Annotated in this window: 19 protein-coding genes; 6 read left to right on the top strand and 13 right to left on the bottom strand. The window is 74.4% G+C overall.

The genetic code is table 11. From position 1 onward, the window contains the following. Positions 1-53 precede the first annotated feature (53 nt). Genes OP18_RS43665 through OP18_RS43675 form a run of 3 tightly spaced genes read right to left on the bottom strand, consistent with a single transcriptional unit; the run spans position 54 to position 9,005 of the window. Positions 54-7,052 (bottom strand): non-ribosomal peptide synthetase, encoded by a 6,999-nt coding sequence (locus OP18_RS43665; protein WP_052388220.1) that lies wholly within the window; start codon positions 7,050-7,052, stop codon positions 54-56. 43 nt (positions 7,053-7,095) lie between these two features. Further along, positions 7,096-8,319, bottom strand: coding sequence for a cytochrome P450 (locus tag OP18_RS43670; protein ID WP_033365236.1), 1,224 nt, complete (start codon positions 8,317-8,319; stop codon positions 7,096-7,098). An 8-nt stretch (positions 8,320-8,327) separates the two neighbouring features. After that, a complete protein-coding gene (locus tag OP18_RS43675; RefSeq protein WP_033365237.1) occupies positions 8,328-9,005 on the bottom strand; it encodes an iron-containing redox enzyme family protein in 678 nt (225 codons plus the stop codon). 146 nt (positions 9,006-9,151) lie between these two features. On the opposite strand from OP18_RS43675, the gene OP18_RS54595 reads away from it, so the two are divergent. Next, positions 9,152-9,325, top strand: a complete 174-nt coding sequence (locus OP18_RS54595) for an MbtH family protein (protein WP_063745750.1) — start codon at positions 9,152-9,154, stop codon at positions 9,323-9,325. An 86-nt stretch (positions 9,326-9,411) separates the two neighbouring features. On the opposite strand, the gene OP18_RS43680 is transcribed toward OP18_RS54595, so the two are convergent. The 5 genes from OP18_RS43680 to OP18_RS43700 form a co-directional block, all read right to left on the bottom strand. Then, positions 9,412-10,626: a M48 family metallopeptidase gene (locus OP18_RS43680; protein WP_033365238.1), complete on the bottom strand. Its 1,215-nt coding sequence runs from the start codon at positions 10,624-10,626 to the stop codon at positions 9,412-9,414. Between the two features lie 153 nt (positions 10,627-10,779). After that, on the bottom strand, positions 10,780-11,052 hold the full coding sequence (locus OP18_RS43685) for a hypothetical protein (protein WP_033365239.1): 273 nt from the start codon (positions 11,050-11,052) through the stop codon (positions 10,780-10,782). 273 nt (positions 11,053-11,325) lie between these two features. Beyond that, positions 11,326-12,447, bottom strand: coding sequence for a signal peptidase I (locus tag OP18_RS53915; RefSeq protein ID WP_052388221.1), 1,122 nt, complete (start codon positions 12,445-12,447; stop codon positions 11,326-11,328). Between the two features lie 20 nt (positions 12,448-12,467). Then, a complete protein-coding gene (locus tag OP18_RS43695; protein WP_156090195.1) occupies positions 12,468-13,007 on the bottom strand; it encodes a hypothetical protein in 540 nt (179 codons plus the stop codon). 8 nt (positions 13,008-13,015) lie between these two features. Continuing rightward, positions 13,016-13,603, bottom strand: coding sequence for a M73 family metallopeptidase (locus OP18_RS43700; RefSeq protein ID WP_033365241.1), 588 nt, complete (start codon positions 13,601-13,603; stop codon positions 13,016-13,018). Between the two features lie 471 nt (positions 13,604-14,074). Here OP18_RS43700 and OP18_RS43705 point away from each other — a divergent pair, with 471 nt between their 5' ends. Further along, positions 14,075-14,713: a fasciclin domain-containing protein gene (locus OP18_RS43705; protein ID WP_033365242.1), complete on the top strand. Its 639-nt coding sequence runs from the start codon at positions 14,075-14,077 to the stop codon at positions 14,711-14,713. Positions 14,714-14,784: 71 nt separating this feature from the next. Further along, positions 14,785-16,311: a molybdopterin-dependent oxidoreductase gene (locus tag OP18_RS43710; protein ID WP_245635742.1), complete on the top strand. Its 1,527-nt coding sequence runs from the start codon at positions 14,785-14,787 to the stop codon at positions 16,309-16,311. A 39-nt stretch (positions 16,312-16,350) separates the two neighbouring features. Here the strand turns inward: OP18_RS43710 and OP18_RS43715 are convergent, their stop codons facing one another. Beyond that, entirely contained in the window at positions 16,351-17,280 is a 930-nt protein-coding gene (locus OP18_RS43715; RefSeq protein ID WP_033365243.1) for a carbohydrate ABC transporter permease, read from the bottom strand. A gap of 509 nt (positions 17,281-17,789) precedes the next feature. On the opposite strand from OP18_RS43715, the gene OP18_RS53920 reads away from it, so the two are divergent. Beyond that, on the top strand, positions 17,790-18,440 hold the full coding sequence (locus tag OP18_RS53920) for a carbohydrate-binding protein (protein ID WP_156090196.1): 651 nt from the start codon (positions 17,790-17,792) through the stop codon (positions 18,438-18,440). Between the two features lie 21 nt (positions 18,441-18,461). Here the strand turns inward: OP18_RS53920 and OP18_RS58175 are convergent, their stop codons facing one another. Next, on the bottom strand, positions 18,462-18,611 hold the full coding sequence (locus tag OP18_RS58175; RefSeq protein WP_156090197.1) for a hypothetical protein: 150 nt from the start codon (positions 18,609-18,611) through the stop codon (positions 18,462-18,464). A 314-nt stretch (positions 18,612-18,925) separates the two neighbouring features. Between OP18_RS58175 and OP18_RS43725 the strand changes: the two genes are divergently transcribed. Next, positions 18,926-19,372 (top strand): hypothetical protein, encoded by a 447-nt coding sequence (locus tag OP18_RS43725; RefSeq protein ID WP_033365246.1) that lies wholly within the window; start codon positions 18,926-18,928, stop codon positions 19,370-19,372. Positions 19,373-19,452: 80 nt separating this feature from the next. Continuing rightward, the gene (locus tag OP18_RS43730; RefSeq protein WP_033365280.1) at positions 19,453-20,844 is read left to right on the top strand and encodes a S8 family peptidase; all 1,392 of its coding nucleotides are present in this window, start codon (positions 19,453-19,455) and stop codon (positions 20,842-20,844) included. Between the two features lie 59 nt (positions 20,845-20,903). On the opposite strand, the gene OP18_RS43735 is transcribed toward OP18_RS43730, so the two are convergent. The 3 genes from OP18_RS43735 to OP18_RS43745 all read right to left on the bottom strand — a co-directional run bounded on the left by OP18_RS43735 (position 20,904) and on the right by OP18_RS43745 (position 23,802). Continuing rightward, positions 20,904-21,836, bottom strand: a complete 933-nt coding sequence (locus tag OP18_RS43735) for a DUF5996 family protein (protein WP_245635743.1) — start codon at positions 21,834-21,836, stop codon at positions 20,904-20,906. A 131-nt stretch (positions 21,837-21,967) separates the two neighbouring features. Then, positions 21,968-22,645, bottom strand: coding sequence for a response regulator (locus tag OP18_RS43740; protein WP_033365247.1), 678 nt, complete (start codon positions 22,643-22,645; stop codon positions 21,968-21,970). Continuing rightward, positions 22,642-23,802, bottom strand: coding sequence for a sensor histidine kinase (locus tag OP18_RS43745; protein ID WP_033365248.1), 1,161 nt, complete (start codon positions 23,800-23,802; stop codon positions 22,642-22,644). The genes OP18_RS43740 and OP18_RS43745 overlap by 4 nt, the downstream gene beginning before the upstream one ends. Between the last annotated feature and the right edge of the window lie 114 nt (positions 23,803-23,916).

A 23,916-nucleotide genomic window follows, 5' to 3' on the forward strand; every position in this document is an offset into this window, starting at 1 on the left:
CCAACTACCGGAGACCTCGCCCATTGTCGATCTCCGACACGCACCCAACCACGTCAGGGCAGGTCAAGCACCACGCCCGAGTTCGACACACGACCTAGGACGTCCGCGACGCGACGTGCGGCGTCGCCTTCCAGCATCGTGAAGTGGGTGCAGTCGATGCGGTGCACGTCGACGCGGCCGGTGACGTACGGCCGCCACGACGCGGCGGGCGGGGTGTCCGGCGCGCGGTCCCGGGTCGCGTCGAAGAACACCACATCGCCGTCGTACCGCCCGGGGGTGAACGCGCGGGCGGCCCGCATGCCGTGCGCGGCGACGGCGCGGATGCGGGCCAGCAGCCGCCGGTCGGTGCCGGCCCCGGCGAGCCCGGCCCGGACCGCGTCGCGGATGCGTTGCTCCACGGCCGCGTCGGCGGCCCGCGCCCGCCGCACCGGATAGGCGTCCAGCAGCGCGAGCAGTGCCAGCTCGGCGCCGTCGGCGCGCAGCTGCACCGCCATCTCGTGGGCGAGCAGCCCGCCGAGCGACCAGCCGAGCAGGTGGTACGGGCCGTCCGGTTGCAGCCGGCGGATCTGGGCGACGTAGTCCGCGGCCATCGCCGTGACGGTCGCCGGCAGCCGTTCCGTGCGCACCAGGCCGCGTGCCTGCAGCCCGTACACGGGCCAGCCGCGGTCCAGGTGCGGCAGCAGGCCCGCGTACGCCCAGCTGAGACCGCCCGACGGGTGCACGCAGAACAGCGGCGCGCGGGCTCCGGCGGGGCGCAGCGGCAGCAGCGTCTCCAGCCCCGCGGTGCGCGCGTCGGCACCGAGCCGCTCGGCCAGGGCGGCCGCGGAGGACGCCTCGAAGATGAGGCGCACCGGCACGTCGGTGCCCAGCACCGCACGGAGCCGGGTGACCAGCCGCACGGCGAGCAGCGAGTGGCCGCCGAGTTCGAAGAACCCGTCGCCGGCGCCGACCCCGGCCACGCCGAGGACCTCCTCGAACAGGGCGCACAGCACGGCCTGCAGTCCGGCCGGCGCGGCGGTGACGGCGGCGGGGACGGCGGCCGTGACGGCCGGTGCCGGCAGCGCGGCACGGTCCAGCTTGCCGTTGGTGGTCATCGGCAGCGCGGCGAGCGGCACGACCGCGTCCGGCACCAGCGCCGCCGGCAGCCGGGCGGCCAGGTGCGCGCGCACCGCGCCGGTGTCCAGGGTGGCCGGCGTGGCGTACGCGATCAGCCGCCGGGTCGCGGCGGTGGCACCGGACGCGACCACGGCGGCACCGGTGACCGCCGGGTGGCTGAGCAGCACGGCACGGACCTCCGCCGGTTCCACCCGCACGCCGCGGATCTGGACCTGGTCGTCGGCGCGGCCCAGGTACTCCAGGACCCCGTCGGCGCGGTGCCGGACGAGGTCACCGGTGCGGTACATGCGCTGCCCCGGCGGGCCGAACGGGCAGGCGAGGAAGCCCTGCGCGGTGAGTCCGGGCCGGTGCAGGTAGCCGCGGGCGAGCTGCACGCCGGCGACGTAGAGCTCGCCGGTGAGGCCGGGCGGGACGAGCGAGAACCGCTCGTCGAGCACGAACAGCCGGTTGCCGGGGATCGGCCGCCCGATCGGCACCCGGTCGGCGGGCAGGTCCGCGGGGTCGAGGCGGTGGTCGGCGCAGGCAACGGTGGTCTCCGTCGGGCCGTAGGAGTTGACCACCGTCACCCCGGTGCGGCGGGGGGCCCAGTCGCGCAGGTCCGCGCCACTGAGTGCCTCGCCGCCCAGCACCAGCTCGACCGTCGGCTGCGCGGCGGCGGGCAGGTCGGCGAGCAGCGCGAGGTGGCTCGGGGTGCCCTTGACGAACGCCGGCCGGTCGGCGTCGGCGAGCTCCGCCACCCGGACGGTGCCGCCGGTCACCAGCGGGCCGAGCAGCGACGTGACGGTGCCGTCGAAGCCGGGTGAGGCGTGCAGCACGGCGGTGCCGGCGAGCCCGGCGTACCGGTCGCGCACGTGCGCGAGGTAGTTGGCGAGCCCGCCCCGGGTCACCACGACGCCCTTGGGCCGGCCGGTCGACCCGGAGGTGTACAGCACGTACGCGGCGCTGGCAGGGGGTGGCTCGGCGACCGGCGCCGCGGTGACCGCCGGCCCGTCGGCCTGCTCGGGGCGGTCGATGACGTGGATGACGCGGGCGTCGGCGAGCAGGGCGGCGCGCCGGGCGGGCGGCAGGTCCGCGTCGAGCGGCAGGTAGGCGGCGCCGGCCCGCAGCACGCCGAGGATCGCGGCCAGCAGGTGCGGGGAGCGGGGCAGGCAGACCGCGACGACGGACTCCGGGCGCACGCCCTGGCGGCGCAGCCTGGCCGCGACACGGGCGGCGCGCGCGTGCAGTTGTGCGTACGTCCAGGCGCCGCCGGGCCAGGCGACGGCCGGGGCGCCGGGGTCGCGCCGCAACGGCGCGGCGAACAGGCCGGCCAGCGGCGGCGGCGGGCGTTCCGTGCCGGCCCAGTCGTGCAGCAGCCGGTGCCGCTCCCCCGGCGCGAGCAGGTCGAGCGTGTGCAGCGCACGGTCGGGGTCGGCGCTGGCCCGGTCCAGCAGCAGTCCCAGGCGCGCGGCGATCGCCCGGACGGTGCCTTCGGTGAACAGGTCGGTGGCGTAGTCCAGGACGCCGGCCAGCCCACCGGCCGACCCACCGGCCGACCCACCGGCCGACCCACCCGCCGGCTCCGCCGCGGTCAGCTCGGTGAAGGTCAGGGACAGGTCGAACTTCGCCGGGCCCGGGGGCAGCGGCACCTCGGTCACCGCCAGGCCCGCCAGCCGCACCGGCGCCGTGGCGGCGCGCAGCGCCAGGAACGTCTGGAACAGCGGGTGCCGGCCGGCCTGCCGGGGCGGGTTGACCGCCTCGACGACCCGGTCGAACGGCGCGTCCTGATGGGCGAGGGCGGCCAGATCGGCGTCCCGGGCCCGGGCCACGAGGTCCCGCAGCGACGGCTCGCCGCCGGTGCCGAGCCGCAGCACGACCGTGTTGACGAACGGCCCGACGAGCAGGTCGACGGCGGGATCGGTGCGCCCCGCCACGGGCACCCCGACGGCGGTGTCCGGGCCGGCGCCGAAGCGGGTCAGGATCGCCGCGAACGCCGCGTGCAGCACCACGAACACGGTGGTGCCGGCCCGCCGGGCCAGCTGCCGGAGCCGGTCGTGCACGTCCGCGCCGATCGGCACCGGTACCCTCGCCGACGCGCCCGACGGCACGGCCGGGCGCGGCAGGTCGGTCCGCGGTCCGGTGTGCTCGGGCAGGCCGGCGAGCGCCGCCGTCCAGTACCGCAGCTGCCGCACCGCCGCCTCGCCGCCTTCACCCGCCCGCTGCCACAGGGCGAAGTCGGCGTACTGGACCGGCAGCGGCGCCCAGTCCGGCGCGGTGCCGGCCGTGCGGGCGGCGTAGGCGGTGGCGAGGTCGCGCAACAGGTGCCCGACGGACCAGCCGTCGGCGGCGATGTGGTGCAGGACGACGACGAGCAGGTGCCGGTCGGCGCCGTCGGGGATGAGCCGGACCAGCATCGGTGGCTCGTCGCGCAGGTCGAAGCGGTGCCCGGCGAGCGCCCGCGCCTCGACGGCCGCGGGCCCGGCGGACGGCCCGACGCGCAGCCGCGGGCCGGTGTCGCGGACCGACTGGACCGGCACACCGTGCTCGTCCAGCGGGAACACGGTGCGCAGCACGTCGTGCCGGTCGGCGAGGTCGGCCACGGCCAGCTCCAGTGCCGCGACGTCGAGCGGGCCGTCGACGCGGTACACGACCGGCATGTTGTACGCGGTCGCACCGCCACTCGTGTGGGACCCGGCATCCGGCCCGGTCAGGAACCACAGCCGCGCCTGCGTGGCGGACAGCGGGACGTGCGCCGGCCGCGGCACGACCGGCACGACCGGCGGCGGAGCGGCCGCACCGGCCCCGTCGACGCACCGGGCGAGGTCGGCGACGACCGGGTGGTCGAACACGGCACGCAACGGCAGGTCGAGCCCGGCCACGGCGCGGACCCGGGCGACGAGCCGCACGGCCAGCAGCGAGTCGCCGCCGAGGGCGGTGAAGTCGTCGTCGGGGCCGGCCTCGGCGAGACCGAACAGCTCGGCGAACAGGCCGCACAGCAGCGCTTCGGCGGCGGTGCGGGCGGCGCGGGCGGGCGGCGCGCCGTCCTCCGGTGCGGGCAGCGCGGCGAGGGCGGCCCGGTCCAGCTTGCCGTTGCGGGTCAGTGGCAGCGCCCCGACGGGGACCACGGCGGCCGGCACCAGGTACCGCGGGAGCCGCTCCCGCAGGTGCGCCAGCAGCTCGCGGCCGAGGCCGGCACCGGCGGCGGTGGGCACCGCGTAGGCGACGAGGCGGCGGCGGCCCGGGCGGTCCTCGCGCACGATCACGGCGGCCGCGGCGACCCGCGGATGCGCGGCGAGGGCGGCCTCGATCTCGGCCGGCTCCACCCGGAACCCGTTGACCTTGACCTGCTGGTCGCCCCGGCCGAGGTACTCCAGCACGCCGTCGTCGCCCCAGCGGGCGAGGTCGCCGGTGCGGTACATGCGACCGCCCGGCGGACCGAACGGGCAGGCCAGGAAGCGCTGTGCGGTGCCGCCGGGCGCCCGCCAGTAGCCGGTGGCCAGCTGGGCGCCGGCCAGGAACAGCTCGCCGACGCCACCGGCCGGCACCGGGTCGAACCGGTCGGTGAGCACGTAGGCGCGCATGTTCGGCACCGCACGGCCGATCGGCGGCCGGTCGGTGCCCCGGTCGGCGTCGCCGTCGACCAGCTGCGCCGTCGCGACGTGGGTCTCGGTCGGCCCGTACTGGTTGTGCAGCCGCCGCCCGCGGGTCAGGGCCCGCAACGCCGGCGTCAGCACGAGCGCCTCACCGGCCTGCACGACGTCGGTGAGGTCGGGCAGGGCCGTGCCGAGCTCGGCGACGGCTGCGCCGACGGCGTCCAGCACGAGGTTGGGCGCGAACAGCTCGTTGACGCGGTGCCGGGCCAGCCAGCGCAGCAGGCGGGGCGGGTCGCGGCGCAGCTCCTCGGCAGGCACGGCGAGGCAGCGGCCGGTGCCCAGAGCCAGGACCAGCTCCTGGGCGGCGACGTCGAAGCCGACCGGGGCGAACTGCGCGGTGACCGTCCCGGGTCCGCCGGGCAGCGTGTCGCGCTGCCAGGCCAGCAGGTTGACCAGCGCCGCGCCGGGCAGGACGACCCCCTTCGGCCGGCCGGTGGAGCCTGAGGTGTAGATGACGTACGCCGGGTCACCGGGGCGCAGCGGCGCGGTGCGCTCGGCGTCGGTGACGGGCCGGTCGTCGCGGTTGCCGTCCGGCGCCACCCAGGGCACCCCGGGCAGCATGCCCACCGTGGACACGACGCAGACCGGGCGGGCGTCGGCGAGCAGGGCCGCGACCCGGGCGGGCGGGTGCTCCAGGTCGACCGGCAGGTATGCGGCACCGGTGAGGACCGCGGCGAGCACGGCGGTGACCTGGTCGGCGGAGCGGGGCAGGGCGACGGCAACGACGGCGTGCGGCCCCGCCCCGGCGAGGATGAGGCGCCGGGCCAGGGCGTTGGCCCGCCCGTGCAGGTCACGGTAGGTCAGCGTGCCGCCGTCGCTGACGATCGCGGCGGCGTCTGGGGTACGGGCGGCCTGCCCGGCGAGGAGCGCGGCGAGCGTCTCGCGCTGCGGCGCCCGGCGCCAGCCGGCGACGAGGCGGCGCCGCTCGCCGGGCAGCAGCACGTCGAGGCGGCCGACGGTGCGCTGCGGGTCCGTGCCGAGCTGCCGGACGACCTGCCGCAGCCGGCGCTGATGCCCTTCGACCGACGCCGGGCGGTGCCGGCGGTCGTCGGCCTCGGCCTGCACCAGCACCGTCGCCCGGACCGGGTCGACCCGGCCGACGAACGCGACGTCGCGGACCGGGCCGGTGGTCAGCACGTGCCGCCGCAGGCGCAGGCCGGGCAGCCGCGGACCGGGCGGGTCGGGCAGCACGTTCAGGACCGGGCCGGCGACCTCACCGGCGGCGGCACGGAGATCCTCCACCCGGTACCGCTGGTGCCGCAGTGCCGCCCGCAGCTCGGCCGCCACCGCGGCGGTGAGCGCCGCGGCCGGCTGCCGCGGGTCGACGCTCAGCCGCACGGGCAGGATGTTGGACAGCATCGCCGGGGTGGCCCGGGCGGCGGCCGTCGTCCGGCCCGTCACCGGCACTTCGATCACCAGGTCGGTGGCGCCGGTGACCCGGTGCAGGTAGGCGGCGAGCCCGGCGGTCAGCCACACCGTCGGGTGGGCGCGCATGCCGAATCCGGCGAGGTCGACGGCGAGCGGCCCGGTGGCCACCCGGCCGCCGGCGCCGGGCCCGCCGTCCAGGCCCAGAGTCACGGGTGCCGGCGGATCCTCGTACCGGCCGAGCCAGTGGTCGCGGTCCCGGTCGTACGCGGCCGACCGGCGGTACGTGACGTCCTCGTCGACCAGGTCGGTGAGCGCGCCGAACCGGCGGGGCGCGGCCGTCTCACCGTACAGCTGGATGAGCCGGTCCACGAGCAGCGCGGCGCCGTAACCGTCGAGGGCCAGATGGTGCACGCGCTGGTAGTAGAAGTGCCGGCGGGGGCCGAGCCGCAGCAGGGCGGCCGCCGCGAGCCGACCGGCGGCCAGCTCCAGCGGGCGCGCCAGGTCGGCGGCCATCCAGGCGTGCGCGGCGGCCGGCGGGTCGCCGGCGGCGCGCAGGTCGATCACCGGCAGCTCGACCGGCGCGGCCGCGTCGGGCAGCTGCACCGGCTCCCCCGCGACGACGGCGAACCGGACCCGCACCGCGTCGGTCTCGGCGATGACGCGGTGCAGGGCCTCGCGCATGCGGCCGTGGTCGAGCGGGCCGCGGATGTCGAAGTACTGCGCGATCTCGCGCCGGTCGGCGCCGCCACCGACCTGCTCCGCGAGCCAGATGCCGCGCTGCGCCGCGGTCAGCGGCAGCGCGTCGCCCGGCGGCGTGCCGGGCCCCGACCCGCCCGCGGCAGCGGGCGTCACCGCGACGGTGGCGTCGCCGGTGCGGCGCGCGGCGGGGTCCGGCGGGTGGCCGTTCGGCGGCGGGCGGTCAGAGACGGTCGTCACGAGGCGCTCCGGAGGGTCGACGGTCCGGTCCAGGTTCGGTGCGTCACCAGCGCACGGGCAGCGCGTGCACGCCGTACGTCGCCATGTCGGTGCGGTAGGACAGCTCCCGGGCCGGCACCGCGAGGCGCAGGTCCGGCAGCCGGCGCAGCAGCCCCAGCAGGGCGATGCGCAGCTCCGCCCGGGCCAGCTGCTGGCCCAGGCACTGGTGCGCGCCGAACCCGAACGCGAGGTGGTGGCGCGCCTCGCGGCCGATGTCGAACGCGTCCGGGTCGGCGAACACCGCCGGGTCGCGGTTGGCCGCGGCGAGCAGTGCCAGGACGCCCTCACCGGGCCGGATCGTCTGCCCGGCGACGGTCAGCTCCTCGACCGCGACGCGCGGCACCCCGAAGTGCACGATCGTGTGGTACCGCAGCAGCTCCTCGACGGCCGCCCCGGCGAGGCCGCCGTCGGTGCGCAGCCGCGCCAGCTGGCCCGGGTGCTCCAGCAGCGTCAGCACCGCCATACCGATCATGTTCGCGGTCGTCTCGTGACCGGCCACCAGGAGCAGCAGGGCGATGCCGACGATCTCGTCCCGGTCGACCTCACCGCGGCGCAAATGCCGGCGTACCAGCCGGCCGATCAGGTCGTCGCCCGGGTCCTCGGCGGCGGCCTTCGCGTCCACCAGGGCACCCATGTACGCCTGGAGCTGCGCGGCGAAGCGCTGCGTGTCCGCCTCGCTGTGCCGGCGGGAGAACAGCTGCCGGCTGCGGCCCTGGAACTGTTCGTGGTCGGCGTACGGCACGCCGAGCAGCCGGCAGATCACCTGCGAGGTCAGCGGGAAGGCGAACTGCGACACCAGATCTGCCTCGCCGCCGGCCAGCCCGTCGATCAGCGTGTCGACCATCGCGGTGATCTCCGGCTCCAGCCGGCGGATCTCCCGCAGCATGAAGTCGCCGGTCAGCAGCCGCCGCAGCCGGGTGTGCTCCGGCGCGTCCATCCGCAGGAACTGCCCTGCGCGGTTCTCGGCGCGGGCCGCGGCACGAAGCCCGGGACGCACGAACGGGAACCCGGGCCGGGTGGGGTCGGCGCTGAGCCGCTCGTCGCGCAGCAACCGGGCCACGTCGCTGTGCCGGGTCACCAGCCACGCCCAGCCGCCCGCCGGAAGCTCCACCCGGGTGACCGGCGCCTCGGCGCGCAGCACCGCCAGCTCCGGCGGCAGGTCGAAGGGGTCGGTGCGGTCGGTCGGCAGCGCGACGGGGCAGCTGCGGACCGCTGCGTCGGTTGACATCGCCGGACCTATCCGCGGTCCGCGAGGTACCGCTCGAGGACACCGGCCAGCATCGCCTCGTTCAGGTGCAGCGACGTGCGAGCCACCTCGATCACCTGCGCCTGCTGCTGCGCGGTGACGGCGTGCCGGCGCAGCGCGTCCTCGACCTCCTTGCTGTGCTTCTGGTCGATCGTGGAGTGCGCGACGAAGAAGCTCAGCTCGCGGTCGGTGAGGCCGAGCTCGGCGCGGGCCTTGCCGAGCAGCTCGCCGATGTGGTCGTAGGCGTTCTCGGCCCAGTAGCTGTACCCCATCCGCGGCACCGCGCCCTGGGTCAGGCCGACGTAGTACAGGTACGCGATGAACGCCTGCGTGGCCGGCAGCGGCACGGCGTCGTACATCGCCTCGTCGAGCAGCCCGACCGCGCGCAGGTCGTGCTCGATCATCTTCTCGTGGCTGATCTCCTCCATCGCGTGCTCCACCGCGTAACGGACCAGGTGGGTGTTCCGCGGCGGCGCACCGAGCACCGCGACCGCCTGGTTCAGCGGGTTGTGCTGGATGTAGTGCCAGAGCTCCCACATCGTGCGCTGGTAGAGCTCCCGGTCCGGAGCGTGCTCGCGGACGTAGTTGAAGAACGGTCCATTGTGGATACGCCGCCAACCGGCGGCCACCACGTCGTCGAGCTGCTCGAAGAATTCGTCCTCGGCCATCGCTGTCTCCTGGCGGGCTGCTGTCTGCATCGGACGCCGGGAAGCCTAGCCACGGCCACTGAAGCCGGTCTTTCGTGTCGCTTGGCAAGCCGGCCTTTAGCGACGCGCGGCACGATGACGGCGCAGACGACGGAAAGGAGCCGGCGATGAACGGTCGATACTGCGTCCTGGTGAACGACGAGGAGCAGCACTCGCTGTGGCCGGCGGATCTCGACGTCCCGGCCGGCTGGCGGGTCGTGTTCGACGGCGGCGACCACGACGAGTGCGTCGCCTATGTGGAGCGCAACTGGACCGACATGCGCCCCCGCAGCCTCCGCTGAGACACCCTCGCCCGGCGTCAACCCCGGCAGCCCCGGGCCTGCCCGGTCCCGTGCGGAGGCGCGCAGCTCGGTCCGCGGGTGGTGGATCAGCCGTTTCTGAGGTCCCGGACGAGCCTGCGGTACATCGGCCGCAGCTCGACGTCCGTCTCCGCGGACTCCTCGGGGTCGGCGGCAAGGGTGCCCGGCACGTCGGCGAGCACCTCGATCCGCCGGCCGAGCGGTGGCGTGACCGCGAACGGCGAGGCGTTGCGCGCCACGTCGGCGTCGCAGCGGTCGGGCAGCAACGGCAGGTTCTCTGCCAGGGCGGCGGCGGCGAGGGCGGGCCAGCCGGCGACGACCGTCTCGGGTTCGTCGCGCCGGACCGCGCTGGAGCGGTCACCGGCGCGGGCGTCGCGGCGCAGGACCGTCACCATCGACTCGGCGAGCAGCCGGGTGGCGAGGACCGACCGGACGTCCGCCGTGCCGGCCGCCGCGGCCGCCCGGGCGTCGGCCGCGAGGACCGCCCGGAACGCATCCGGCTGCAGCAGCGTCAGGTAGCCCAGCCGCACCAGCCCGAAGGCGCCCTGCAGGAGTGCGATGAACGGGCGGATGAGGTCCTCGGCGAGGTTGGTGGACGCCTGTTCCTCACCGACCCGCTGGCCCGGATTCGCCGAGATCATCTTGACGACGTCGTTGTCGCGACCGGTCTGCATCCGTTTGTCCGCGGCGGGTTCGAGCACGGCGACCATGGTCGCGAGCGTGCGCTCGACGGTGCCGGTGAGCGCTGCGCGGCTCGGGTCGCCGCCGCCGAACCGGGCCAGCTCCAGGGCCACCAGCGCGGCGCGCTGCGCCGGGTCGAGCACCGCCCACAGCGGCGCGCCGATGCGCAGGTACCGGCGGCGCAGGAATCCGGCGAACCCCGAGTCGGCGGCGAACCGGTCGTCGAGCACGACGACGTGCGGCCGGGGCACGCCCAGCGCGTCGGCGACCCGGTCGGTCAGCGCGTGCAGCGCGGGTGCGTCGGCGCGCCGCACCGCGACGGCGTCCCGCGGCATGGTGGCCGGCCGGGGCAGGGTCAGCACGCCGAAGAGGAGCAGCACCACGCCCGGCAGCAGGGCGACACTGGGGAACCGCACCGTGCACAACCAGGCACCGCACAGCAGCGTGGCGAACGCTGCGACCTGCACGACGGCGGCGAGGGCGGCCGTGGCGGCCCGGCGCCGGCGGCTCGGTGCGGGTTCGGCCCGGACCTGCCGGCGGGCCCGCTCGCGCAGCCGCACGTCAAGCCATCGCCAGCCGACGATGCCGTCGTTGCCACTCATCCGTGCAGTATGTCCCCTGCTGTCCAGGAGGGCCTGCCGAAACCCTGTCCGGCGCGGTCCGGGACATCGCCGCGAAGTGCGCCGGGGTGCCGCGTCCGGCTTGCACCGCGGCGGCGTGTCCGCCTGCCTGTATCACCACGCCGCGGTCCGTCGTCAGTCCTCCGCGAGCAGCCGGGCGACCGGCCGGCGGCTCAGCGGCAGCGCCGGCAGCGCCGCCGACACACCGGCGAGCAGCGTCCCGGCGAGCGCGGCGAGGAGACCGACGAGGACCAGGTCGGCCGAGGTGTGGCCGACGAACAGGCTCGCTGCGGCGAGACCGGCTCCGGCGCCGAGGATGCCGCCGGCGACGCCGATGCCGAGCCCTTCGTTCGCGATGAGCCGCCCGAGCGCGCCGGTGGACCACCCGACCGCGAGCAGGCTCGCCATCTCGCTCGCCCGGCAGCCTGGCGGTGGCGGTCGCGCCGGAGAGCACGGTGAAGCCGGTGGTCGCCACGAGGATGCCGGCCAGCAGCGCCATCGACCGGCCGGCGCGCCCGCGCACGTGCGACCACACGAACCGGATCACGGGCGGTCCCCTCCGGCGCTCGACCCAGATCAACGCTCTTACATTGCTACAATGCAAGACCGGTGCGCAAGGGCCGCGCGCCCGCACCTGCGGGCTCCGCGCCGACACGTCTTGCGGGGATGGACCCGCCCGGGTCAGGCCGCGACGGGCAGGCGGAGGGTGAGGCCGGCCGCCGCGGCGTCGACATGGATGCGTTGGGTCTGCAGGAGGTGCCGCGCGGTGGTGGCCGCGACGCTCACGCCAGCGTGCATGTCGGCGTGTGCGGCGCCGAGCTCGGCCATGTCGACGGTGACGTGGTCGCGGCGGCGCCGGACGGTGATCGTGAGGATGTGGCCGGGTTCGGCGCTGGTGACCGCTTCGTCGAGCAGGGCGGTGACGGCGCGGCGGACGGGCCGTGGGTCGACGAGAACGCCGGTGTCGCCCTCGACGTCGAACACGAGGTCGGCGCCGTGGGCGGCCAGGTGCGGGGCAAGGGCGTCGCGGACCTGATGGAGGATGGCGAGCAGGCAGGTCGGTCCGTCGACGTGCTCCGGATCGCGGGTGAGGGTCTGCAGGAGGCTGAGGTCGTCGGCGAGGCCGGTGAGGCGCTGGGCCTGCCTGGCGATGGTGCGCACGACCTCGGCCTGGCGAGGACTGAGCTGCTCGTCGGCGAGCAGCTCGGTGTAGCCGACGATGCTGCTCAGGGGTGTGCGCAGTTCGTAGGAGATCTGTTGCAGCGGCGCGACAGCCGCCCGGGGTTCACGGTTGCGCAGCAGGCGGGTGGCGTAGGCGGCGGCGCCGGCGAGCAGGAGGATGCCGGGCCAGGTGAGCGCGCCGCCGGTCCGGCTGGCGGTGTTGTGCAGGAACTGCACGACGACCCCGGCGTGCGGCAGCGACGTCTGGACCCGGTACAGCGAGGCGGAACGCAGGTCCACCGTCCACGGGTCCGTGGCGGTGTTGGCGTCGCCCCTGGTCCGCATGACCGGGGTGCCGTCCTGGTCGCGCAGTTCGACGACGCGGTGCATGACGGCGGTGCCGGCGGGCAGGTGCCCGGCGGGCGGCTGGAAGATCACCACGTCGCCGACGCGGAGGCTGTCGGCGCGCACCGGCACGGCAGCCACCAGGGAGTACCGCGGGATGGTGGGACTCATGGAACCGGACAGGACCGGTTCGAGCCGGGCACCGGTGACGGCGAGGACAGCAGTGACGGCGAGGAACAGCAGGGTGACCACGAGCGCCGTGCGGAACAGCAGCGTGTGGGCGGCGCGGATCAGCATGCGACCTCCGTGACGGTTGATCAGCCGAGGGTTCGGTCGGCGCCACCGGCCGGTAGCACGGCGCTGGTGACGCTCAGGGTGATGGCGGCGGTGGCGAGGAACCCGCCGACCTTGACCTGCAGGTAGGTCCGGCCGCCGGCCGGGATCGGGGTGCTCTGGTAGGCGACCGCCGGCTGCGTGCTCAGCCACGTCGGGGCGAGCAGGGTGACCGCCCCGGTCGGGCAGGCCCCGCCCGCCCACGCGACCCCGCAGCCGCGCACGAGCACCGTCGAGCCGAGCGGCAGGGCGGTGTCGGCGGTGATGACGCCGGCGAAGCTGGCCGGTGTCGCGCCGGTGTTCGTGAACACCGGGTAGTCGGTGTCCACGAAGTTCACCACCGTGTAGGGAATCGTGTACGAAGCGCCGGTCGGGCCGGAGAACCTGTACGCCGGTGTGGCCATCGTCAGGTCGCCGGTGCGCTGGTGCGTGCTGCTCGTCCAGCCCGCCGCCGCGGCGTCCGCCGCCGGTACCGACGCCGAGAACGCCACGAGGAAGGCGGCAAGCGCGGCAAACGTCCTCATCGGCTGCCTCAGCCGCCGGTGCGGTCCCGGCCGCCGGAGACCGGCGTGCTGCCGTTGACGGTGACCTTGACCGTGCCGGTGGTGCCTTGGAACGTGGCCTGGGAAGCGCCCGCGCTGAGCATGAACTTGTACCGCAGGTAGGACGACCCGCCGGCGGCGATCTGCCCGAGCGCGATGTCCGTTGAGCCGGCGACGTCGCGGATCGCGGCGACCGGCAGCAGCGTGCCGCCGCACGTGCCGTTGCCGGCCCACGCGGTGGAGCAGGAGTCGACGGCGATCTGCAGCCCACCCGCCGCGGCGAGGGCGCCGCTGCCGGTGACCGCGGCGGTGAAGTCCTGCGCGAGCGCGCCGGTGTTGACGAGGTTCGCGTAGCGGTACAGGTAGTCGCCGGGCAGCAGGTTCGCCACACCGCTGCTGAACACCGTGCCGTTGGTGTCGGTGTGGGTGAGCCCCACGCTCGCCGCCTGCACGGCACCGGTCGTGGCCTCCGAGGTCGCCACCCACGACGCGAACACGCCCTGGCTGGTCATGACCGTACCGACGGCAGCCGCGGCACCGAGCACCAGCCACTGCCCCGCACGTGTCTTCTTCGCCATCTGCCCGCCTGCCTTCACCGTCGCGCGAAACCTGTCGACGGCAGCATCGGCCTGTCCCCCGATCGGATGAGGCGCGGCACCGACCCGCCGACGGCCGGCACCCGGAAAGCAACCCACCGCCATGTTTGACCGCGCTCCCGGCCGCCGCAGCCGCTGCGACTCGGCAGTGTCGGACGGTCCAGTTCGAAGATTTCTCCGCCGGGCACCCATCCGACGGCACAACAGCGCCGAATACCGATCGAGCCTGACGCATGGGGCGTCACCGCTGATATCAGGAGGAAAACCATGAACGTGCGGTCCGCAGGGCGCGTGGGGTGCCGGCCGGCCGGCCGCTCACCAGGGTGGTGGGGTGGCGCTGCTCGGCGGCGGCCTCGGCACTGACCGGCGCTGACATTCACTCGAAGGTGCGCCGATCCGGCCGCCGCACCGTTCCGAATCACCGGCAGAAGTCCCAACGTGAAAGGGTTCCCGATGTTCCGCACGAAGCTGGTCGCCGTCACGGCGGCCGCCGCATTCGCCCTGACCCTCACCGCCTGCGGCAGCAGCGATGACACGTCCGGCGCCGGCGCGCCGGCCACCACCGCCGCTCCCATGACGTCCGCCGCGATGCCCTCGGCGACGGGCACCATGGACACAGCGTTCGGCGCAGGCTGTGCCGCGGTCCCGACCGACCCGGCCAACCCTGGCAGCTTCGACGCCATGGCCAAGGTCCCGGTCGCGAGCGCCGCCTCGGGCAACCCGGTGCTGTCGACCCTGGTGACTGCCGTGAAGAAGGCGAACCTCGTCGACACGCTCAACGGCGCACCAGCGGTGACGGTGTTCGCGCCGACCAACGACGCCTTCGCCAAGATCCCGAAGGCCGACCTTGACAAGGTCCTCGCCGACAACGCCACGCTCACGAAGATCCTCACCTACCACGTCGTGTCCGGCAAGCTCACCCCCGCGCAGCTGGCCGGCACGCACAAGACGCTGCAGGGCGGTGAGGTCACTGTGACCGGCTCCGGCACCAGCTTCACGGTCAACGGCGCCTCGATGGTCGTGTGCGGCAACGTGCAGACCGCCAACGCCGTCGTGTACATCGTCGACACCGTCCTGATGCCGAAGAGCTGACGCACGGCCGGCACGGGCCGGGCGGCCCATCCGCCCGGCCCGTGCCCATCACCGTGGAAGGGATACCGGTCGTGCGTCCACCTCTACAGCCGATCCTGGCCGGGCTGCTCGCCGCCGCGGCCGGGACCGCCGCCGCCGAGCTCGTTGCCGCGCTCACCAACCCCGCCGCCGGGCCGATCGTTGCCGTCGGCGGGGTCGTCATCGACGCCACACCCACCGCCGTCAAGGAGTTCGCCGTGCGCACGTTCGGCACCGCGGACAAACCGCTCCTGCTGACCGGCATCGCCGTAGCCCTCGCCGCCGCCGCCGCCACCATCGGCGTACTCGCCGCCCGGCGACGCCGGCACGGACTGATCGGCGTGGCGCTGTTCGCGGCGCTCGGGACCGCCGCGGCGCTGTCCCGGCCGGCCGCCACCGGACCGGACTGCACACCGACGCTGCTCGGCGGTGCGGTCACCGCCGTGGCGCTGCACCTGCTCAACCGGCGGCCGCCGGTCGAGCGTGCGCCCGCCGGCCTGAGCACCGGCCGGCCAGCGCGGCTGCTCGACCGGCGGACGTTCCTGGCCACGGCAGCGCTCATCTGCGCCGGTACCGCTGCCGCCGCCGGCGGTGCCGTCGCCGCCCGCAGGGCACGAGGCAGCGCCAGCGCCCGCGACCGCTCCGCGGTGCGGCTCCCCGCGCCCTCAGACCCGGCACCGCCGTTGCCCGCCGGGCAGGAGCCGGGCTTCGTCACCGCGAACGCCGACTTCTATCGGGTCGACACCGCCCTCACCGTCCCGCGTGTCGACCTGGACAGCTGGCGGCTGCGCATCCGCGGCATGGTCGAGCGCCCGCTGACCCTGTCGTTTCCACAGCTGCTGGCCCGGCCCCTCATCGAACGGCACATCACCCTCAACTGCGTCTCCAACGAGGTCGGCGGCCCGTACATCGGCACCGCCCGCTGGCTCGGCGTCCCTCTCGCGCCGCTGCTGCGTGAGGCCGGCATCGCACCGGGGGCCGACCAGGTCGTCGCCCGGTCCGTCGACGGCATGAGCATCGGCACCCCGCTGACCACGGTGCTGGACGTCCGCGACGTCATGCTCGCCGTCGGCATGAACGGCGAACCACTGCCGTTCGAGCACGGCTTCCCCGTTCGCATGCTCACCCCCGGCGTGTACGGCTACGCCGGTGCATGCAAATGGCTCACCACGCTGGAGGTGACCACCTTCGACGCAGTCGACGCGTACTGGGTCCAGCGCGGCTGGGCGCCCCGGGCTCCGGTGAAGACCGCTGCCCGCATCGACCGGCCCGCGCCGCTGACCAGCCCTGCCGCCGGGCCGCTGCCGATCGCCGGGGTCGCCTGGGCGCAGGGCCGCGGCATCGCCCAGGTCGAGGTCCAGATCGACGACGAACCGTGGCGGGCCGCCGAGCTGCTGCCGGTGCCGTCCACCGAGACCTGGGTGCAGTGGCGCACCACCTGGACCGCCACCCCGGGCCTGCACACCATCCGCGTCCGCGCCACCGACCGCACCGGCGCGGTGCAGCCCGAGCTCCGCAGCACCCCGTTCCCCGACGGCGCCACCGGGTGGCACACCATCAGCGTCACCGTCGCCGGCTGAGCCACCCGGCCACCGGCTCGGGAACGTCCACCGGCCGACTCAGCCCTTCACTCCCCCTGTCAGCAGGCCGCGGACGAAGTACCGCTGCAGGGTCAGGAAGACGACGAGCGGGATCACCATGGAAACGAACGCGCCGGACGTGAGCCGCTGCCATTCATTGCCTCGCGTGCCCGCCAGCTCGGCGAGCCGGACCGTCAACGGCCGGGTGTTCGGTCCGGAGGTAAACACCAGTGCGACCAGCAGGTCGTTCCAGATCCAGAGGAACTGGAAGATCGTCAGTGACGCGAGCGCCGGCGCGACGAGCGGGATCACGATCCGCCGGAACGTCGTGGCGTGGGTACCGCCGTCAATGCGTACGGATTCGGAGATCGTCTTCGGCACCTCCGACATGAAATTGTGCAGGAGGAACACACCGAATGGCAGCCCGAAGCAGGTGTGGGCGACCCATGCGGCAAAGAATCCGCCACCCCAGCCAATGGCCGGACCGAGCAGCTGCAGCAACGGAATGAGCGCGACCTGCAGCGGCACGATCTGCAGCACGAAGACGCCGATGAAGATCCAGTCCCGGCCGCGGAAGTCGACCCAGGACAGCGCATAGGCGGCCATCGCCGCCAGACAGACCGAGAAGAGCACCGCGGGGACGGAAATCACCACGGAATTCACGAAGTAGCTGGCGAGCCTACCCGATGCGCCCGACGTGCCGAAAACAACCTGCTGGTAATTGTCCAGAGTCAGGGCAGGATCGCCGAAAGCCTTCCACCAGCCATTCGTCTTGATTTCCTCCTCCGGGCGCCACGAGGAGATGAACAGGCCAAACGTCGGGATCGTCCAGACGACACCGATAAGGATGGAGGCCACGGTGGCCGTGCGGGTGCTCAGCTTGCGCCGCACCCGACTTGCCATGGTATTGCGCTTCGGCGTGGTGGTGCGATGACGACTTGGCACGGCAACGGCGCCGACACTTTTCATCCGACATCCATCTCAGTCTACGTAACGCACATGTCGATCACATCAGCTCGAGCGCGCAGGGGTCGCGCCCAACAATGCATATTCATATTTCGAGCGCCAAATCGGCACTCATGGTGCTCGCGATGCGTTCCGGTTTGCGTACCTAATGAGCTAGTGTCCGGGCTGTTCATTGTCAAGATGCGCACTCTTGAAGCCCGTAACGATCCCGCAACGGGCCAGGCGAGGAGCGGCCGCGTGGGCGGGGCGGGGACACCGTCCCGGACCGACTAGATTGACGCCTCATGACCAGTGACGACTCCGAGGCGAGCCGACTGCGGGCCGGTCCCTGGTTGCCGGAACCGACCGTCCGGCACTCTTCAGGGGCAAACTGGGACGAATCCGCCGGCGCGGGCACCGATCCCCCATCGCCCAGGCACGCGAGCCGCGGCCGGGAGGCGAGGGGTCCGGTGTGGCCCGAGCGGAGCTCGGCCCCGCCCCCGCCGGCCGGCACCGGCGGACCCGAGCCGCCGGTGCCCACCCGGCGACGGCTGTGGTGGCTGCTCGCGGCGCCGGTCGCGGTCGGTGCCGCGGTCGCGGTGACGGTGTCGATGTGCTCCTCGCCGCCCGAGCGCGAGCCCGTCCGCGCGCCGGAAGGGCTCGTCGCCCCGACGGCGGCGACCGGCGCGCCGTCCGCGGCCGGGTCCGCGACGCCGAGCCCGAGCGTGAGCGTCGCAGGCTCGCCGTCGCCGTCATCGTCGCGGACCGCCACCCGGCCGCCGTTCCAGCTCGGGCTGGAAGCCGAGGCGGGCTCGGCCCAGCTCGCCGGCACCGCCGAGATCGTCGCGTACCCGGGCGCGTCCGGCGGCCGGATCGTACGGAACCTGGGCAGGCTGGGACCCGGCGCGAAGAAGACCGGCAGTCTGACGTTCACCGACGTGACCGTGCCCGAGACCGGGACGTACGTCGTCACGCTCTTCCTCGTCGCCGACGGCGACGGCACCCGCTCGGCGGTGGTCAGCGTGGCCGGCGGCGGCTCGGCGACGGTCACCGCGTCGGGCGCCGCGTGCTGCACCCGCACGGCGGCGACCTTCACCCTGACCAAGGGACGCAACGCGATCACGATCGGCAACGGCGACGGTCACGCACCGTCCGTCGACCGGATCACGGTCAGCGCCGCATGACCTGCCCGGCGTACGGGCGGCTCAGCGGGGCACGTCGCCGGAGGCCACCCGGTCGGCCGCGGCCTGGAACAGGTCCGTGACCGGCCGGGTGACCAGCTGCCACCGGTACGGCGGCTCCTGGTCAGGCGTGAAGCCGTACAGCGTCGACTTCCATGCCTCGAAGGCAGGCACGAATCTCGGTTCGAGCCACGGTCCGGGGATGCCGTACCGGCGACCGGGCCGGACGTCCTCGACGACCAGTTCGCGGCCGAGCAGCGGCGCGGCGAGCGCCGCGAGTCGCGCCGCGTCCCATCCGTTCCACCGCAGCAGGTGGGCGTCCGTCGGGTCGGGCAGGGCCAGCAGTTGCAGGTACAGCGACGCGGCCGCCGACGGCAGCGCGAACCGCCGCGCGACGCGTTCGACGATGTGCGGGGCCGACAGCAGGGCGTTCTGGTCGTAGGCGCCGACGCCTGGTCGGGCAGCGCCGCGTCGAGCACCTGGACGCGGTGCGCGACAGGGACGGTCATCAGTTCCATCCTGCCGATCTCCGCCTCACGCGCGGTCAGCTCCAGCACCGAACGCTGCGTTTCGTCGAGGAACTCGGCGTCCCGGTGCCCTTCGATATAACTGCGGTCCCGTTCACCGAGCTGGTCGGCGGTGGCGAGCGCGTGCTCGAGTGCCTGGACGAGCACCTGCCGGTGCACCGCAGGCGTCGCCGCGGAGGTCGCCCGGATCAGCACCGCGCCGATCCCCGCCGGTGCGTCACCCGCCTCACCGAGCAGCCAGCCGAACGCGGCGGCCTCCTCCGGATACTCCTCGTCGTCCTCGTGCTCCGGGTCGACCAACGCCTTCAGCGCGTCCCACACGTCGGCATGAAGCTGTCCGAGGCTCGCCACGATGTGATCATCCACCGGACCGGGCGCCGGGGACGACATGCCCATTCCGACCGGTGATCAACTTCCATTGATTTCCATTCGTCACTGAAGCTACCCTCCGTGGTCACGCGCCGTGTTCGCTGACCAAGGAGGGTCCCTTGAAACGCTCGCGTGTCTCCACGTTCGTCACCGGTGCCACCGCGCTGGTCCTGACGACGTTCGCCATCCAAGCCCCCGCGCACGCACAGGTGCCGGCCGGCTCGGAGGCGGCCCCGGCCGACGGCCAGTCCCAGCAGTACATCGTGCAGTTCAAGGCCGGAGCCGACCGGGGGGCCGCGCTGCGGGCCATCGGCAACCGTCTCGGCGTCTCGCTGACCGAGCAGCGCCAGCTCGCGGTCGGCGCGCACGTCATCACGGTCAACCGGCGCACGGCCGGTCTCCTCGCCGCGCTGCAGGCGCGCGGCGACGTCGAATACGCGGAGCCCGACACGCAGATGTACGCGCTGTCGACCCCGAACGACCCGAACTACCCGCAACAATGGGACTACTTCGAGCCGACCGGCGGCATGAACGTCCCCGGCGCGTGGGACCTCGCCACCGGCACCGGCGCGGTGGTGGCGGTGCTCGACACCGGCCGCACGTCACACCCGGACCTCGACGCCCGCTGGCTCGGCGGCTACGACTTCATCAGCAGCTCGACCATCTCCCGCGACGGCAACGGCCGTGACGCCGACGCGCAGGACCAGGGCGACTGGTATGCGGCCGGCGAGTGCGGCCAGACCACCGCCAGCAACTCCAGCTGGCACGGCACGCACGTCGCCGGCACGATCGCCGCCGTGGCCAACAACAGCCTCGGCGTCGCCGGTATCGCGTACAACGCCAGGGTCGTCCCGGTCCGGGTGCTGGGCAAGTGCGGCGGCACCAGCTCCGACATCGCCGACGCGATCGTCTGGGCCTCCGGCGGCTCCGTCGCCGGCGTCCCGGCCAACCCCAACCCGGCGAAGGTCATCAACATGAGCCTCGGCGGCAGCGGCTCCTGCTCACAGACCTACCGGCGCGCGATCAGCTCCGCCAACAGCCGCGGCACCACCGTCGTCGTCGCCGCGGGCAACTCCAACGCCAACGCCTCCGGCTTCAGCCCCGCGAACTGCGCGGGCGTGGTGACCGTGGCCGCCCTGGACCGCGACGGCAACCGGGCCTTCTACTCGAACTACGGCAGCACCGTCGAGGTGGCCGCGCCGGGCGGCGAGGTACGCCTCGAGACCGACCCGCCGGGCACCCGCTCCACCCCGCAGAACGGCATCCTCTCCACCCTCAACGACGGCGCCACCACGCCCGGCAACCCGACCTACACCACGTACATGGGCACCAGCATGGCCGCACCACACGTGGCCGGCCTGGTGGCCCTCATGCTGAGCCGCAACCCCAGCCTCACCCCGACCCAGGTCCTCGCGGCCCTACAGGCGCACGCCCGCCCGATCCCCGGCACCTGCAGCGGCGGCTGCGGCGCCGGCCTCGTCGACGCGGCAGCGACGGTGGCAGCCGTATAACCCACCAGGAACTGGACACGATGGCCCCGGCCGGCTCCCTCCGGCCGGGGCCTTCACGCTCAGCCGGCGGCCGGGCCGGGTTCGAGGGCCTGCCGGTCCCACCCGCCGAGGTCGGCGGCGGCCTCGTAGGTCGACTGGAGGAAGTCGGTGAGCGTCGCGTCCGGATCGGCCGATCCGGCCACCGCCTCGTACGGCAGCAGGAACTCGCAGAGGCGCGGATCGTAGGAGGCGTCGGGCGGGCGGACGCGCCGTTCGGCGTATCCGGCCGGCTCCGGGTAGGTGTACGCGTAGAAGGTCCCCTCGGCGCCACCGCCCGGCCAGAAGCCGCAGCTGGCCAACTCGTGGGAGTAGCCCTCGCGCATCACCCAGGACGGGCAGTTCGGCGCGCCGCCGGGGTGCGGCGGCGCGGGCCGGCCGGAGAACCGGGTGTACGCCAGGTCCATCGCACCCCAGAAGTAGTGCACCGGGCTGGCCTTGCCGAGGAACCCGGACCGGAACCGCCCGATCACCCGTTGGGCCTGCAGCAGCTGCCGCCAGAACACCTGGGCCGCCGCCGCGTCGTACGCCGTGTGCACCTCGTCCTCGGCGAACGGCACGGCCGGCTCGACCTCATTCGGCACGGCGTGGATCCGGGTCTGTACGCCGAGTCCGGCGAGGGCGTCCATCGTCTCCCGGTAGAACACCGCGACCGGCCTGGGCGCCAGGGCGACCGCCCGGGAACGGCCGTCGCTGGTGCGCAGCCGCAGCTGATGGTCGAGCAGGTCGAACTCGATCTCGAACGCGCCGTCGCGGTACGGCACCGCCGACGTGGTCAGCCCCCGGGCGCTCAGGTAGAGCGTGACGTGCCACCAGTGGTTGACCGCCGGGGCGTGCGCCATCCGGATCTTGCCGACGATCTGGGTCCACATGTGCAGCGTGTCCCTGGTGTCGGTCCAGTCCGCCACCCGCAGCCGCGGCCACCCGCCCTCGTCTCGCACCGCCCAGCCCTCCACCAGAACCAACCTACGCGGCCCCGGTGCCGAACCGGTGCCGAACGAACGGCGCCGCCAGGGTGGGATCGTGAGGGTGGCCGGCGGCCCGGCCGGCCGGCGCGCGTGGTGCGTGGAGCGCCGAACCCGGGCTCTCAGCGCCGGGGCGCGACAAGCCCGGCGTCGTACGCGGCGATCACCAGCTGCAAGCGGTCACGGGCACCGAGCTTCGTCAGCAGCCGCGCCACGTGCGCCTTCGCGGTGGCGACGCTGACCACCAGCTCGGCGGCGATCTCGCCGTTGGACAGGCCGCGGCCGACCAGCGTCAGCACCTCCCGCTCCCGCTCGGTCACACCGGTGAGCACCGGGCGCGGGCGGGCCGGTGCGGGCCGACCGGCGAACTCGGCGATCAGCCGGCGCGTGACGCTCGGTGCGATCAGCGCGTCGCCGGCAGCCACCACCCGGACCGCGCCGAGGATCTCCTCCAGCGACATGTCCTTGACCAGGAAACCACTCGCCCCGGCCCGCAACGCGCCGTAGACGTACTCGTCGTCGTCGAACGTCGTCAGCACCAGCACCCGGGTCGCCCCGCCCGCTGCGGTGATCCTCCGGGTGGCGTCGATGCCGTCCATGCCCGGCATGCGGAGGTCCATGAGCACCACGTCCGGCCGGAGCTGACCGACCAGTGCCACCGCCTCCGTGCCGTCCGACGCCTCGCCCACCACCGCCATGCCGGGCGTGTCGTCGATAAGCACCCGCAGGCCCGCGCGGATCAGCGGCTGGTCGTCGGCGAGCACGACCCGTACGCACCCGGCGCCGCCCGGCGCGGTCACGCGACACCCGCCGTCGTCGGGAGCCGAGCGAACACCCGGAAGCCTCCGCCCGGGCGCGGACCCGCGCTGAGCTCTCCACCGAGGATCGCGGCCCGCTCCCGCAAGCCGGCGAGCCCGAAGCCCGGCGCCGCCGCCGCGTCGCCATGTCCCGGGCCGTCGTCGGCCACCTCGACCGACAGCTCCCGCTCGCCGTAGTCCACGGTCACCCGGCAACGGGCGGCGCCGGCGTGGCGGACCACGTTCGTCAGCGCCTCCTGCACGATCCGGTACGCCGACAGTTCGACCTCCGGTGGCAGCAACCGCTGCTCGCCGCACCGGGAGAGCTCCACCCGTACCCCGGCATCCACGGTGGACGCCACGAGCCGGTCGAGGTCCGCCAGACCCGGCGCCGGGTGCCGAGGCGGCACGTCCCCGGTGGTGTCCGGACCGGCCCCGCCGGCCGGACGGCGCAGCGACACGAGCGTGAGGCGCAGCCCGGCGAGGGTCTCCCGGCTGGTCGCCTCGATCGTGCGCAGCGCCAGGCGGGCCTCGTCCGGCCGGCTGTCGATGACCCGGGCACCCATGCCGGCCTGGATGGCGATGATCCCGACGCTGTGCGCGACCATGTCGTGCAGTTCGCGGGCGATGTGCAACCGCTCAGCTGCCACCGCCCGCTCGGTCGCCTGCGCCGTCATCTCGGCCGCGTGCTCGCGGCGCTGCCGCGTCGAGTTGCCGATCGCCCACGCGGCCACCCCGGTCAGCGCGACGATCGCCACGGTGCTGCGGTAGAGCTGGTCACCGGTGGCGTAGAAACCGACCGCGGCGACCTGAACGGCGACGACCAGCGCGGCCGCGGCCAACGACACCCGTCGCGACCAGGCCGCCGCCGTCACCGCCAGCGCCACGTCCACCGCGAGGACCTGGCTGTATGCCACCCCCCATACCGGCGTGGTCACCGTGACCAGCCACGAGCCGGCCAGCATCAGCGCCAGCACCGGTAACGGGTACCGCCGCAGCAAGCCGGTCGGCAGCAGCAGTGCCAGCATCGGCAGCAGCGTCCCCCGGTACACCGGCACCAGGGTCAGCAGCACGACCGGGTACGCCGCCGCGCCGCACCAGGCCAGCACCGTCCAGACGAGCGAGGCTGGCGGGCGCGTCGGCGATGCGGGGTCGGACATGCCGCGATGCTATGCGAGGCGGCGGCGGCCGGCATCGGCCTGCGGGCGTACGCCCACCGGCTACCCCGCGCCGGCGATTGTGTGCCGCGGCCCGATGCCCGCAGCCGGCCCACC

It is taken from the genome of Dactylosporangium aurantiacum (assembly GCF_000716715.1).
GTDB classification, from domain to species: domain Bacteria; phylum Actinomycetota; class Actinomycetes; order Mycobacteriales; family Micromonosporaceae; genus Dactylosporangium; species Dactylosporangium aurantiacum.